We start from the raw sequence: 13,637 nt of genomic DNA, 5'->3' as shown, positions 1-13,637 counted from the left end.
CGGTCGCCGGCCGCAGCCGCGGCAGCGAGAAATGGAAGGTCGCGCCCTGCCCGACCTCCGAATGCACGCCGATGCGCCCGCCGTAATGTTCCACGATCTGCCGGCAGATGGGCAGCCCCAGGCCCGTGCCCTGGCGGCGCTGGCGCGGGTCGCCCACTTGGCGGAACTTGTCGAAGGCCGCCTGCTGCTCCTCGGCGGAGATGCCCGGGCCGTTGTCCGTCACCGACACCGTCAGCCAGTCGCCATCGGCCTGCAGCCGCAGCCGCACCCGCCCCGCTCCCGGCGGCACGAACTTGATGGCATTGGACAGCAGGTTGAGCATGACCTGCTGCAGCTTGTCCGGATCGGCGCGCACCCACAGTCCGCCGCCCTCCGGGCCCCCTTCCGGCAGGTCCAGCTCCAGCTCGCTGCCGCGCTCGCGCAGCAGCTCGCGCGTGGTCTCCGCGGCCTGCGCCACCAGCGCGCGCAGGTCCAGCTCGACATCGTTCCACTGCGCCCGCCCGGCCTCGATCTTGGCCAGGTCCAGCACCTGCGTGACCAGGCGCGAGAGCCGCTCGGCCTCCGCCACCACGATGTCGATGAACTGCTGGCGCTGGGCGGCCGGCATGTCCGGGTCGTCGCGCATCAGCTCCGCCAGCGCCCGGATCGAGGTCAGCGGCGTGCGCAGCTCGTGCGTCACGGAGGACATGAACTCCTCGCGCAGCTCGTCCAGGCCCTTGAGCTGCTCGTTGGCCTCGCGCAGGCGCTGCGTCGCCTCCTCCAGCGAGCGCGACTTTTCCTCCAGCGCACGCGAATAGGCGCGCAGCTGCGAAGCCTCCTCGAGCATGCTCAGCACGTCGTCGGTGGTCAGCGACTCCTCCTTGGACACCGAGGCCACCAGCACCCGCGCCGAGGCCCCGCCCACCGCCCCCGCCAGCTTGGTCTCGATGAAGCTCACGAACTGCGCGTCGGCACGTGCCAGCGACTGCGCCCCCCAGCGCCGTGCGTACTCGTCGAACAGCGCCTGCGTGCGGCTGCGCCCGAAGAGGCGCAGGCACAGCTGGCGCAGGTCCTCCACCCGCGCCTCGCCGCGCCAGAAGATCGGTGTGGCATCGCCATCGCGCCGCCCGGCATCGACGAAGATCAGTGCCTGGCTGGTCTCGCGCGCCGAGGGCTCGCGCGCCAGTGACAGCGCGATGTAGACCGAGACGTTCAGCAGCAGGCTCCAGAACAGCGAGTGCGTCAGCGCGTCCAGCCCGTCCAGGCCGAACAGCGCCTCCGGCCGCAGCCACCACAGGCCAGCCGGCCCCTCGCGCACGAAGGCGTCGTCCAGCCAGCCCGACTTGGCGATCGAGGGCAGCATCAGCGTGTAGACCCAGACCCCGAAACCCGCCGACAGCCCGCCCAATGCCCCCAGCCGCGTGCCGGCGCGCCAGTACAGCCCGATCAGCGCCGCCGGCGCGAACTGCGCCACCGCCGCGAAGCTGATCAGCCCGATGCTCACCAGCGCGTAGGCTTCGCTCGCCACATGGAAATAGGCATAGCCCAGCAGCAGCAGCAGCAAGATGGTGATGCGCCGGATGTTGAGCAGGATGCGCGTCAGGTCCGACAGCCCCTCGCCCACCAGCGCGCGCCAGCGCAGCAGCAGCGGCAGCACCAGCTCGTTGCTGACCATGATCGACACCGCGATGCTCTCGACGATCACCATCCCGGTCGCGGCCGACAGCCCGCCAATGAACACGAACAGCGCCAGCCCGCCCTGCCCGGCCGCCAGCGGCAGCGACAGCACGAAGTTGTCCGGGTTGACGGGCTGGCCCGCGAAGAACAGCAGCCCCCCCAGGGCGATCGGGATCACGAACACGTTGATCGCCAGCAGGTAGGCCGGAAACAGCCAGCTGGCGCGCCGCAGGTGCTCCTCGTGCACGTTCTCGACCACCATGATCTGGAACTGGCGCGGCAGCATCAGCACCGCCACCATCGACAGCACGTTCATGGTGAACCACTGCGGCCAGGCAAAGGCCGCGCCCTGCTCCAGCCGCATCAGCGCACGCAGCTCCGGCTGCGCCTGCGCACGCGCAAACACGTCGGCGAAACCGTCGAACAGCCCGTAGGTCACGAAGGCGCCGACGGCCAGGAAGGCGATCAGCTTGACCACCGACTCGAAGGCGATGGCCGCGACCATGCCCTCGTGGCGTTCGGTGGCGTCCAGGTGGCGCGCGCCGAAGATCATGGTGAAGCCGGCCAGCACCAGCGCGAGGTAGAAGGTGCTGTCGCGGCTCCAGGGCACCTGCGTCGCCTGCTCGACCACCCCGGGCGTGGTCAGCAGCCCGTAGGCGGCCGACACGGCCTTGAGCTGCAGCGCGATGTAGGGCACCACGCCCACGATGGCGATCACCGTCACGCCCACGGCCAGCAGCCGGCTCTTGCCGTAGCGGCTGGCGATGAAGTCGGCGATCGACGTGATGCGCTGCGCCTTGGCGATGCGCACGATCTTGCGCAGCACCATCCAGCCCAGCACCATCGCCATGGTCGGCCCCAGATACACCGGCAGGAACCACAGCCCCTCGCTGGCCGCGCGGCCCACGCTGCCGAAGTAGGTCCAGGCGGTGCAGTACACCCCCAGCGACAGCGCATACACCCAGGGGCTGTTGATGAGCGAGCGCCCGCGCGCCGCGCGCCGGTCGCCCACGTAGGCGACCACAAACAGCAAGGCCAGGTAGGCCAGCGAGACGGCCAGGACCAGCGGGGCGCCCATCGCTCAGCCGTCCCCGGGCGGCTGTGCGCGCGCGCCGCCGGCCGCGCCGCGGCTGCGCCCGCGCTCCACCAGCACTGCCAGCGCCACGATCAGCAACAGCCAGATGGCAAAGGCCGCCGCTGGCAGCAGCGGCCAGCCCAGGACGAACTGCTCACGGTCCCAGATGCTGAACAGCGGAAAGTTCAGCAGCAGCCAGCCCGCCGCAAACAGCCCGAGCAGGCGTTCCCTGAGCCGGTTCCTGCGCATCTCGCCCCCTCCCGCGCCATCTCAGTCAGCGGCAGGCGCTCCGGAAAATGGCGCTTTCCGTGGAAATCCCCTCCACCGGCCCGGTCGGCCTGCCATCCTTCGCGTCGAAGGCCACGCGCTCCTGGGTTTCGCAGTTGAGCACATAGGCCTGGGTTTCCAGGCGCTCCAGCGGATCCTTGTGGAAACGGTATTCGAAATATTCCACCAGCCGCTGGCCGTCCTGCAGCCGCGTGCTGTGCTTTCCGTCCAGGGCCACGAAGGCATTGACCGCCGGATGGAGGTAGCTCCAGGGCTTGAGCAGGCTGCGGCCCCGCTCCTCGTGGACCACGACCGTGCCTTCGGGCAGCTGGCTGCGCTTGAAATCGTACCAGTCATAGTCGTAATAGGCGAGGTAGCCCAGCATGCCGGCCGCGGCCGACGCCGGGATCCACCATTTGGCCAGCCGGTTGCGCGTGGCCTTCCGCACGAAAAAGGCCAGGCCCCCGAGGCACAGGCCCATGACCAGAACGCCCACCAGATGCCAAATCATTGTTGTTCCATCCCTGACAAAAAAGGTGGGCCTTCACCGAAAGCCCACCTGCAAGCTGCAACCCTTTCAGGATTGCACAGCCATCACGGGTAACGCACGTGGCGCACCATGTCCTTGGTCTCCTCGGTCGTGTCCTCGGTGGCCAGGGAAACGATCACCGACACGGCGATGTTGATCGCCGCCCCGATGCAGCCCACCGACAGCGGCGAGATGCCCAGGATCCAGTGCTCCGGCGTGTTCGGGAAGGAGTTGGTGCCGGGGATGAAGAACCAGCCCAGGTACATGAAGATGTAGGTCACCGTCGCCAGCGAACCGGCCAGCATCCCGGCAATCGCCCCCTTGCTGTTGATGCGCGTGGAGAAGATGCCCAGCACCAGCGCGGGGAAGATCGACGAGGCCGCCATCCCGAAGGCCAGCGCCACCGTCTGCGCCGCAAAGCCGGGTGGATTCAGGCCCAGCCAAGTGGCGACGACGATCGCCCCGACCATCGCGATGCGTGCGTAGAGCATCTCCTTTTGCTCCGTGAGGTGCGGCATCAGCGTGTTCTTCAGCAGGTCGTGGCTCACCGCCGAGGAAATCGCCATCAGCAACCCGGACGCCGTCGACAGCGCCGCCGCGATGCCCCCGGCCGCGATCAGGCCGATGATCCACGCGGGCATGTTGGCGATCTCGGGCAGGGCCAGCACCAGGATGTCGTTGTTCACCGTCAGCTCGTTGCCCTTCCAGTCCTTGGCCCACTCGGCGTTGGTGGTGAGCTCCTTGTTGGCGTCGTTGTAGAACTGGATGCGGCCGTCGCCGTTCTTGTCCTCGAACTTCAGCAGCCCGGTGTGCTCCCAGTTCTTCACCCACTCGGGACGCTCCTCGTACACCAGCGGCGCGGCCTTGGTGCCGTTCGGGTAGATGGTCTCGATCAGGTTCAGGCGCGACATCGCCGCCAGCGCCGGCACCGTGGTGTAGAACAGCGCGATGAACACCAGCGCCCAGGCGGCCGACCAGCGGGCGTCCTGGATGTTGGGCACGGTGAAGAAGCGGATGATCACGTGCGGCAGGCCGGCGGTGCCGACCATCAGCGTCAGCGTGAACAGGAACATGTTCCACTTGTTGCTGACGTCGGCCGTGTAGTCCTGGAAGCCCAGGTCGCGCACCACTTCGTTCAGCTTCTGCAGCAAGGGCATGCCCGAGGCGGTGTGCTCGCCGAACAGGCCCGTCTGCGGCAGGAAGTGGCCGGTCATCATCAGCGACAGGTACACCGCCGGGATGGTGAAGGCCAGGATCAGCACGATGTACTGCGCCACCTGCGTGTAGGTCACGCCCTTCATGCCGCCGAGCACGGCGTAGAAGAACACCACCAGCGCCGAGATGATCAGGCCGGTGGAGCTTTCCACCTCCAGGAAGCGGGCGAAGGCCACGCCGGCGCCGGTCATCTGGCCGATCACGTAGGTGAGCGAGATCACCACCAGGCACAGCACCGCCACCACGCGCGCGGTCTTGCTGGCGTAGCGCTTGCCGACGAAGTCAGGCACGGTGTAGGAGCCGAAGCGGCGCAGGTAGGGCGCCAGCAGGGTGGCCAGCAGCACATAGCCGCCGGTCCACCCCATGATGAAGGCCGAGTTGACGTAGCCGATGGAAATCAGGCCGGCGACCGAGATGAAGGACGCCGCCGACAGCCAGTCGGCCGCCGTGGCAGCACCGTTCATGACCGGGTTGACCTCGCCGCCGGCGATGTAGAACTCGCGCGTGGTCCTGGCCCGGGCCCATACCGCAATCCAGGTATAGATGACGAAGGAGCCGACGACGAAAATGAAGTTGATCCAGAATTGACTCATGGTCGCTTATTCCTTCAGGCCGAATTCTTTGTCGAGCTTGTTCATGCGCCAGGAGTAGAAGAACACCAGCGCCAGAAAAGTGAGGATGGACCCCTGCTGGGCAAACCAGAAACCCAGGTCCGTGCCACCGATCGTGATTCCCATCAGCAATGGGCGCAGCAAAATTCCAAAACCATAGGAAACCGTTGCCCAGATGACCAGGCAGATGGTGATCAGGCGAACGTTCGCGCGCCAATAGGCCTGATCTCTCTCCGTAATTTGTTTAGCCATAAATAACCCCTTGTTTTCGTGTCTTTACACGGCCAGGCTGGATGACTGGTATGAATTACCGCCTCTGTTGCAGTCGTGGTCGCTAGCGCCTCCTTGGTTTTGGTGAACATTGGCCTCAATGCCCGCACGGAAGCGGCGCCGATTTTTTCGGGAAGAAAAAGCGGCGCGGAGGAAAATTCCCTTTTTTCAGGCATTGGCCCGGCACTCTAGGGGGTGGGCTTGCGCCAGACTTACAAAGCCCCGCGCAGGGGCAAAAACAAGGGCAAATCCCTAGACGGGAGGGCCCCGGAAGGCGGAAACCGGGCGCTCAGGCGCCAACCCGGGAGGCGGCGCCACCGGCCGCCCGGTGCGGGAGCAGCAGCACGGGGATGGACTTGCAGGTCGGCGTGCCCGCGCCGTCCGCCACCGCCGACAAGGGCACCAGCGGGTTGGTCTCCGGGTAGTAGGCCGCAAGGTTGCCGCGCGCGATGTCGTAGGCCACCAGCCGGAAGCCGCGCACACAGCGCTCGTGCCCGCCGTCCTCGTCCCACAGCGCATGGATGTCCACCAGCTCGCCGGCCCGCAAGCCCAGCGCGCGCAGGTCCTCGGCGTGGATGAACACCACCTGGCGCTGGCCGTGCACGCCGCGGTAGCGGTCGTTCAGCCCGTAGATGGTGGTGTTGTATTGGTCGTGCGAGCGCATGGACAGCAGGGTGAAGACCTGCCGCGCAGGATTCTGCGCCCGCGCTCGGTGCGCGGGTGTGGGCAGCGGCAGCGCGTGCGCGGCGAACTGCGCCCGGCCCGAGGGCGTCGCCCAGACGCGCTCGCTGGCGGTGTTGCGCAGCCGAAAGCCCCCTGGCACGGCCACGCGCTGGTTGAAGTCGTGGAAGTCCGGAAAGACCTTCTCGATCTCGTCCCGGATGCGGGCGTAGTCCTCGACCAGCCAGCCCCAGGGCACGCGGCTGCGTGCGCCCAGCGTGGCCGCCGCCATGCGCGCGACGATGGCCGGCTCGGACAGCAGGTGCGGCGAGGCCGGCGGGTTGATGCCTTGGCTGATGTGCACCATGCTCATCGAATCCTCGACCGTCACGCCCTGCGGGCCGCCCGCCTGCAGGTCGACCTCGGTGCGGCCCAGGCAGGGCAGGAGCAGCGCCTCGCGCCCGTGCACCACGTGGCTGCGGTTGAGCTTGGTGGCGACGTGGACGGTGAGCGCGCACTGGCGCAGCGCCTTCCAGGCAAGCGGCGTGTCGGGCGTCGCTGCCGCGAAGTTGCCGCCCATGCCGATGAACACCCGGCCCCGGCCGGCCAGCATGTGGTGGATGGCGCCCACCGTGTCCACACCCGGCGCGCGCGGCGGGGCGAAACCATAGACCGCCTCCAGCCGGTCGAGCAACGCCGGCGGCGGGCTCTCCCAGATGCCCATGGTGCGGTCGCCCTGTACGTTGCTGTGCCCGCGCACCGGGCAGGGCCCAGCCCCCGGCCGCCCGATGTTGCCGCGCAGCAGGAGCAGATTCACGATCGCCTCGATGGTCGCGACCGCGTGCTTGTGCTGCGTGATGCCCATGCCCCAGCAGGCGATCACGCGCTCCGCCTTGCAATACACTTCGCCGGCGGCGCGCAGCTGCCCCTCGCTCAGGCCGGACTCTTCTTCCAGCACCCGCCAGGGCGTGGCTGCGAGCTGCGCCGCGAGCGCCTCGAAGCCGGTGGTGTGTTCGGCAATGAAAGCCTCGTCGAGCACGCCGCCGCGCTCCCGGTGCACCTCCAGCACGTGCTTGGCCATGGCCGTGACCGCCGCCAGGTCGCCGCCCACGCGCAGCTGGAAGTAGTGCGTGCTGATCGGCGAGGAGCCCAGCGTCGCCATCTGGCGCTTGTCCTGCGGATCGGCAAAGCGCTCCAGGCCGCGCTCGCGCAAGGGATTGAAGCTCACGATGCGCGCACCGCGCCGGTGCGCCGCGCGCAGCTCGCCGAGCATCCGCGGGTGGTTGGTGCCGGGGTTCTGGCCGAAGATGAAGATCGCGTCCGCCTGCTCGAAGTCGGCCAGCGTGACCGTGCCCTTGCCGGTGCCGAGCTGCGCGCGCATGGCGACGCCGCTGGGCTCGTGGCACATGTTCGAGCAATCGGGGAAGTTGTTCGTGCCGAACTGGCGCACGAACAGCTGGTAGAGAAAGGCCGCCTCGTTGCTGGTGCGGCCGGAGGTGTAGAAGATCGCCTGGTCGGGATCGGCGAGCGCATTGAGGTGGCGCGCGATCAGGGCAAAGGCCTCGTCCCAGCCGATGGGCACGTAGCGGTCGCTGGCGGCGTCGTAGCGCAGCGGGTGCGTCAGGCGCCCCTGCTCTTCCAGCCAGAAGTCGCTTTGCGCCGCCAGCTCGGTGACGGTGTGGCGCGCGAAGAACTCGGGCGTGGCGCGCCGTGCCGTGGCTTCCGCCGCGACAGCCTTGGCGCCGTTTTCGCAGAATTCGAAGGTGGAGTGGGGATTGCGGTCCGGCCAGGCGCAACCGGGGCAGTCGAAGCCCTCCGGTTGGTTGGCCGACAGCAGCGTCCTGGCGCCCTTGACGGGGATGCCGTGGTGCAGCAGTGCATCCTTGACGCTGCTCAGCGCGCCCCAGCCGCCTGCGGGGCCACGGTAGAGGGTGATTTTCTGCTCGGAGGACATGGGGCTATCTTGGTGGCTGGCGGCGGACTGTCAATCGATGGCGGCGCAGCGCCGGCCGGCACCCGGCCCGCGTGCGGCGCCGTCCGACGCAGCGGCGCGCGCCCCGGGCCTAAAAAGGGAAGGCGCCGTGAACGGCGCAGCCGCCCGTCCACCCTCGCCCTTCCAGGAGGTCCTATGCCCCGCATTCCGGATTCCCGCATCGAAGACGCCGATCCGCCCATCCATCCGCGCAAGGTCCCGGCCTCGCAGGACCGGCGCCGCGCGGTGTGGATCATCGTCGCCGCCATCGCCCTCACCTTGCTGGTGGGCGCCCTGGCACGCCTAGTGGCGCCGCGCGAGGATCCCTACCTGCCCGAGAGCCGCGAGGCCACGGGCGCGCATGCGCCGGCGATTCCGGTGCCGCCGGCGCGCTGAGGCGCGCTTCGGGCCGCTCCCGCTCAGCTCCCGCTCAGCTTTTCTTGCTGATGGTGATGGTCGGGAACTTGCTCGAGAAATCCTTGGACTGCTGGGCGACCTTCACCGCCACCTTGCGGGCGATGTTCCTGTAGAGCGCCGCCACTTCGCCCTCGGGCTCGGCGGCCACCGTGGGCTGGCCGCTGTCGGCCTGCTCGCGGATCGACATCTTCAGCGGCAGCGCCCCCAGGTAGTCCAGGCCCTGCGCCTCGGCCATCCTGCGGCCGCCTTCGGCGCCGAAGATGTGCTCCGCATGGCCGCAATGGCTGCACACGTGCACCGCCATGTTCTCGACCAGCCCCAGGATCGGCACGCTCACCTTCTGGAACATGGTGATGCCCTTCTTGGCGTCGATCAGGGCGATGTCCTGCGGCGTGGTGACGATCACCGCGCCGGTGAGGGGCACTTTCTGCGCCATGGTGAGCTGGATGTCGCCGGTGCCGGGCGGCATGTCCACGATCAGGTAGTCGAGATTGTCCCAGCGCGTCTGCATGATGAGCTGCTCCAACGCCTGGCTGGCCATGGGGCCGCGCCAGATCATGGCCTGCGCCTCGTCAACCAGAAAGCCAATGGAATTGATCTGCAGGCCCATGGAGTGCTTGGGCTCCATCAGCTTGCCGTCCAGGCTCTCGGGCTTGCCCGAGGTGCGCGTCATGGTCGGCATGCTGGGGCCGTAGATGTCGGCGTCCAGCAGGCCGACGCGTGCGCCTTCGGCGGCCAGCGCCAGCGCCAGGTTGACGGCGGTGGTGCTCTTGCCCACCCCGCCCTTGCCCGAGGCCACGGCGATGATGTTCTTCACGCCCGGCAGCAGCTGCACGCCGCGCTGCACCGCATGGGCGATGATGTTCGTCGTGACGTTGGCCGAGACGTTCTGCACGCCCGGCACGCTGCGCGCGGCGGCGATGAGCTGGCTGCGCAGTTCGGGAATCAGGCTCTTGGCCGGGTAGCCCAGCTCGACGTCGAAGGCCACGTCGCCACCATCGATCTGCACATTGCGCACGGCACGCGCGCTGACGAAATCCTTGCCGGTGTGTGGATCCTGGACGCTGGCGAGGGCTGCCAGCAGCGCCTGTTCGGTAACTGCCATGGTGTGGTTGGATTGAAACTGTGGGTGTGGCGCAAAGTCTAGCCAAGCGCCCTCAACCTGCGGCCGGTGGGGCGATTGGCCGCACGCCGATCGCGCCCTGCAGGGCCTGCGACGGGCTCAGGCGCGCACCCGCAGCCGGGCCTCTCCCGCCTGCACCTCGCCCACCACCGCAGCCCGGTCAAAGCCCTCGCGCGCGAACACCGTCAGCACCTGGTCGGCCGCCTCGGGCGCGCAGGCCACCAGCAGCCCGCCCGAGGTCTGCGGGTCGGTCGCCAGCGCCTGGGTGGTCGCGGGCAGGCCCGCCTCCAGCGCCACCGCCTCCCCGTAGCCGGCCCAGTTGCGCCCGCTCGCGCCGGTCACGAAGCCTTGCGCCGCCAGCTCGGCCACGCCCGGCAGCAGGGGCACGCGCGCCCAGTCGATGGCGATCGTGGCGCCGGCGCCGCGCGCCATCTCCAGCGCATGGCCCGCCAGGCCGAAACCGGTCACGTCGGTGATGGCGTGCACGCCCTCCAGGTCGGCCAGGATCGGCCCGGGCGTGTTCAGGCGCGTGGTGCTGGCAAGCATCTCCCGGTAGTGGGCATCCGAGAGCTGTTCCTTTTTCAGCGCCGCCGAGTACACGCCCACGCCCAGGGGCTTGCCCAGGATCAGCACGTCGCCCGGCCGGGCGCCGGCATTGCGCCGCACCCGCTCGGGGTGCACCAGCCCCATCGCGACCAGCCCGTAGATGGGCTCGACCGAATCGATGGTGTGGCCGCCCGCCACGGGAATGCCGGCCGCGCGGCAGGTGTCCTGGCCGCCGCGCAGGATGGCGCCGATGGTCTCCAGCGGCAGCTGGCCGATCGGCATGGCGACCAGCGCCAGCGCCATGATGGGGCGCCCGCCCATGGCGTACACGTCCGACAGCGCGTTGGTCGCGGCGATGCGGCCGAACTCGTAGGGATCGTCCACGATGGGCATGAAGAAGTCGGTGGTCGCCACCAGCGCCTGTTCGTCGTTCAGGCGATAGACCGCCGCATCGTCGGCGGTCTCCAGCCCCACCAGCAGCTCGGGCGGCACCAGCCCGGCCGCGCCGCTCTGCGCCAGGATCTGCGACAACACGCCCGGCGCGATCTTGCAGCCGCAGCCCCCACCGTGGGACAGGGAGGTGAGGCGCGGTGCGACGGAGGAAAGCGGGGCAGTGGCGTTCATGGCAGGCAGGGTTTGCAGGTTCACGGACAATGGGCCGACCGGCGCGCCAGCGCACGACGAGCCAGTCCATCGCGCCGGATCATCCCAGATTCATTCGCCGCGCACCGCGCCCGCCCCGTGTCCCACCACCGCCCCATCCGCCCGCAGGACCGCCACGGCTTCGACGCGCTCATCGACGCGCGCACCCCGGCCGAGTTCGCCGAAGACCACATTCCCGGCGCCATCAACTGCCCGGTGCTAAACGACGAGGAGCGCGCGATCGTCGGCACCCTCTACGTGCAGCACAGCGCCTTCGAGGCGCGGCGCGTGGGCGGCGGCATGGTCGCGGCCAACCTGGCTCGCCACTTGGCCGGGCCGCTGGCGGACAGGCCGCCCGAGTGGCGGCCGCTGGTCTATTGCTGGCGCGGCGGCATGCGCAGCGGCTCCATGGTGCAGTGGCTGCGCCTGGTCGGCTGGGACGCGCAGCAGCTCGCCGGCGGCTACAAGGCCTTCCGGCGCCACGTCATCGCCCAGATCGAGGCGCTGGCGCCGCGGCTGGCGCTGCGCGTCATCGCCGGCGCCACCGGCAGCGCCAAGACACGCGTGCTGCACGCGCTCGCCGACCAGGGCGCGCAGGTGCTCGACCTGGAGGGCCTGGCGCGCCACAAGGGTTCGCTGCTGGGCGCGCTGCCGGGCGTCGAGCAACCGTCGCAGAAACATTTCGAGACGCAGATCGCCACGGCGCTGGAGGGCTTCGACCTGGAGCGGCCGGTGTATGTGGAAGGCGAGAGCGCGCGCATCGGCCGGCTGTCGGTGCCGGTGCCGCTGGTGCAGCGCCTGCGCGCGGCCCCCTGCATCGAGATCGAGGCCCCGCCCGGCGAGCGCCTGGCCTACCTGCTGCGCGACTACGCCTACCTGGGCGACGACCGCCCCGCCCTCGCCGAGCGGCTGGCCCAGCTCACCGAGCTGCATGGCCGTGCCACCGTGCAGCGCTGGCAGGCCTGGGCACAGGCGGGCGAGCTGGCGCCGCTGTTCGAGGAATTGATGCGCCTGCATTACGACCCGCACTACAGCCGCTCGCAGCAGCGCAACTTCCGGCATTGGGACGAACGCCGGCGCCTCGCGGCCGCCGACCTCTCGCCCCGGGGCATCGAGGCCCTGGCCCGGGCCGTACAGCAAGGCTGCGCAAATCGATAATCCACCGACTCCCCGAACGCAACCCAACCGCCCCGCCTTCCGTTCCATGAAATTCAAGATGGCCCCGAACTCGGGCTTTGCCGTGCTGCTGCGCTCGCCCTGGTGGGTGAGCTTCCTGATCGGCGGCGCGATCGTGCTGCTGTGCGCGGCGCTGCTGCCGGCGCATCTCGTGCCCTTTGCCGCCGCCGGGGCGCTGCCGATCTTCGTGATCGGCGGCATCACCGCCTGGCGCCAGTGGCGCGCGCCCAGCCGCGCCCGGGTGGAGGCGGCGCGCAGCGCCGCTGCGGCCATGCCCTGGCGCGAATTCGCGGCGCTGCTCACCCGCGCCTGGACCGCCGAGGGCCACACCGTCGAGCCGCTTCCCCCCAACATCCAGCACGCCGATCTGCGCGTGCTGCGCCAGGGCGATGCCGAGCAGTTCGTGCTGGTCGCCGCGCGCCGCTACAAGGCGGCCAGCCACGGGGTGGAGCCGCTGCGCGCCCTGCACGCCCAGGTGCAGCAACAGGGCGCCCAGGCCGGCACCTACGTCGTCTTGCAGGGCAGCGTCAGCGAGGCCGCGCGCCGCTTCGCGGCCGCACACGGCCTGGCGATTCTCGAGGGCACGGCGCTCGACACCCTGCTGCTGGCCGCCTGAGCCCGCCGGGTGGCCCCGCGGCCGGGATTTGCGCTAGAAAGCCGCCATGCACTCCCCACCCCCACCACCACCGGCTGGCAGTGCGGGCCTGGTCCTGACCGGCGGCGGCGCGCGTGCGGCCTACCAGGTCGGCATCCTGCAGGCCATCGCCGACCTGCGCCGGGAATGCGGCGCGCAGTCGGGGCCCTACCCCTTCCCGATCCTGACGGGCACCTCCGCCGGCGCCATCAACGCCGCCGCGCTGGCCTGCGTGGCGGACGACTTCGACGACGCGGTGGGGCGCATCGCCCAGGTCTGGAGCCAGTTCGACGCCCAGCAGGTCTACCACGCCGACGCGATCAGCATGCTGCGCAGTGGCGCGCGCTGGCTGACGCTGGTGTCGCTCGGCTGGATGCTGGCGCGCTGGCACTACACGCGGCCACGCTCGCTGCTGGACAACGCGCCGCTGGGCCGGTTGCTGCGCGACATGGTGCCGCTGCAGCGCCTGCCCGGGCTGTTCCAGGCCGGGCAGCTGCAGGCGCTGGCGGTGACGGCGTCGAGCTACAGCTCGGGCGAGCACATCACCTTCTTCGACGCCCACGAGGACTTCGAGCCCTGGGTGCGCTCGCAGCGGCGGGCCCTGCGCACGCGCATCACGCACGCGCACCTGCTGGCCTCCTCGGCCATCCCCTTCATCTTTCCCGCCCAGGCGGTGGAGATCGACGGCCACAGCGAATACTTCGGCGACGGCTCGATGCGCCAGACCGCGCCGATCGCTCCGGCCATCCACCTCGGGGCCGAGCGCATCCTGGTGGTCGGCGCCGGCCGGGAGGCCCATGCCGCGGGCGGCGCCGTGCCGCGCCTGCGCCCGGCCGCCGCAGGC

Annotated in this window: 12 protein-coding genes; 4 read left to right on the top strand and 8 right to left on the bottom strand. The window is 69.7% G+C overall.

Annotated elements, in window-relative coordinates; translation table 11 throughout:
- The 6 genes from A612_RS13260 to A612_RS13235 form a co-directional block, all read right to left on the bottom strand.
- A partial coding sequence (locus tag A612_RS13260; protein WP_019374948.1) for a sensor histidine kinase occupies positions 1-2,734 on the bottom strand: 2,734 nt, incomplete at its 3' end.
- 3 nt (positions 2,735-2,737) lie between these two features.
- Positions 2,738-2,980 carry a hypothetical protein gene (locus A612_RS13255; protein ID WP_019374947.1) on the bottom strand — a complete coding sequence of 81 codons (243 nt, stop codon included), beginning with the start codon at positions 2,978-2,980 and terminating at the stop codon, positions 2,738-2,740.
- Between the two features lie 25 nt (positions 2,981-3,005).
- Positions 3,006-3,509 carry a hypothetical protein gene (locus A612_RS13250; RefSeq protein WP_019374946.1) on the bottom strand — a complete coding sequence of 168 codons (504 nt, stop codon included), beginning with the start codon at positions 3,507-3,509 and terminating at the stop codon, positions 3,006-3,008.
- A gap of 83 nt (positions 3,510-3,592) precedes the next feature.
- A complete protein-coding gene (locus tag A612_RS13245) occupies positions 3,593-5,335 on the bottom strand; it encodes a sodium:solute symporter family protein (RefSeq protein WP_019374945.1) in 1,743 nt (580 codons plus the stop codon).
- 6 nt (positions 5,336-5,341) lie between these two features.
- Positions 5,342-5,605 (bottom strand): DUF4212 domain-containing protein, encoded by a 264-nt coding sequence (locus A612_RS13240; protein WP_040436908.1) that lies wholly within the window; start codon positions 5,603-5,605, stop codon positions 5,342-5,344.
- A 307-nt stretch (positions 5,606-5,912) separates the two neighbouring features.
- Entirely contained in the window at positions 5,913-8,237 is a 2,325-nt protein-coding gene (locus A612_RS13235) for an FdhF/YdeP family oxidoreductase (protein ID WP_019374943.1), read from the bottom strand.
- 174 nt (positions 8,238-8,411) lie between these two features.
- Between A612_RS13235 and A612_RS13230 the strand changes: the two genes are divergently transcribed.
- Positions 8,412-8,651, top strand: coding sequence for a hypothetical protein (locus A612_RS13230; protein WP_019374942.1), 240 nt, complete (start codon positions 8,412-8,414; stop codon positions 8,649-8,651).
- Between the two features lie 34 nt (positions 8,652-8,685).
- On the opposite strand, the gene apbC is transcribed toward A612_RS13230, so the two are convergent.
- Positions 8,686-9,777: an iron-sulfur cluster carrier protein ApbC gene (apbC, locus tag A612_RS13225; RefSeq protein ID WP_019374941.1), complete on the bottom strand. Its 1,092-nt coding sequence runs from the start codon at positions 9,775-9,777 to the stop codon at positions 8,686-8,688.
- Positions 9,778-9,894: 117 nt separating this feature from the next.
- Complete coding sequence (gene selD, locus A612_RS13220; RefSeq protein WP_040436910.1) at positions 9,895-10,965, bottom strand: selenide, water dikinase SelD; 1,071 nt, start codon at positions 10,963-10,965, stop codon at positions 9,895-9,897.
- Between the two features lie 117 nt (positions 10,966-11,082).
- Between selD and mnmH the strand changes: the two genes are divergently transcribed.
- The 3 genes from mnmH to A612_RS13205 form a co-directional block, all read left to right on the top strand.
- The gene (gene mnmH, locus A612_RS13215; RefSeq protein WP_019374939.1) at positions 11,083-12,141 is read left to right on the top strand and encodes a tRNA 2-selenouridine(34) synthase MnmH; all 1,059 of its coding nucleotides are present in this window, start codon (positions 11,083-11,085) and stop codon (positions 12,139-12,141) included.
- 58 nt (positions 12,142-12,199) lie between these two features.
- Positions 12,200-12,775: a restriction endonuclease gene (locus A612_RS13210; RefSeq protein WP_019374938.1), complete on the top strand. Its 576-nt coding sequence runs from the start codon at positions 12,200-12,202 to the stop codon at positions 12,773-12,775.
- A 46-nt stretch (positions 12,776-12,821) separates the two neighbouring features.
- Positions 12,822-13,637: patatin-like phospholipase family protein (locus A612_RS13205; RefSeq protein WP_019374937.1), on the top strand; the 816-nt coding region annotated here is incomplete at its 3' end.

Origin of the sequence: Melaminivora alkalimesophila, assembly GCF_000282995.1 — a bacterium.
Taxonomy (GTDB): Bacteria; Pseudomonadota; Gammaproteobacteria; order Burkholderiales; family Burkholderiaceae_C; genus Melaminivora; species Melaminivora alkalimesophila.
This window is presented reverse-complemented; position numbering and strand designations above follow the sequence as displayed.

Bases quoted from the DNA above. Each gene is read 5' to 3' on its own strand.
- A612_RS13255 (WP_019374947.1), bottom strand. From the start codon at position 2,980: ATGCGCAGGAACCGGCTCAGGGAACGCCTGCTCGGGCTGTTTGCGGCG.
- A612_RS13210 (WP_019374938.1), top strand. From the start codon at position 12,200: ATGGCCCCGAACTCGGGCTTTGCCGTGCTGCTGCGCTCGCCCTGGTGG.
- selD (WP_040436910.1), bottom strand. From the start codon at position 10,965: ATGAACGCCACTGCCCCGCTTTCCTCCGTCGCACCGCGCCTCACCTCC.
- apbC (WP_019374941.1), bottom strand. From the start codon at position 9,777: ATGGCAGTTACCGAACAGGCGCTGCTGGCAGCCCTCGCCAGCGTCCAG.
- A612_RS13240 (WP_040436908.1), bottom strand. From the start codon at position 5,605: ATGGCTAAACAAATTACGGAGAGAGATCAGGCCTATTGGCGCGCGAAC.
- A612_RS13230 (WP_019374942.1), top strand. From the start codon at position 8,412: ATGCCCCGCATTCCGGATTCCCGCATCGAAGACGCCGATCCGCCCATC.
- A612_RS13250 (WP_019374946.1), bottom strand. From the start codon at position 3,509: ATGATTTGGCATCTGGTGGGCGTTCTGGTCATGGGCCTGTGCCTCGGG.
- A612_RS13245 (WP_019374945.1), bottom strand. From the start codon at position 5,335: ATGAGTCAATTCTGGATCAACTTCATTTTCGTCGTCGGCTCCTTCGTC.
- A612_RS13235 (WP_019374943.1), bottom strand. From the start codon at position 8,237: ATGTCCTCCGAGCAGAAAATCACCCTCTACCGTGGCCCCGCAGGCGGC.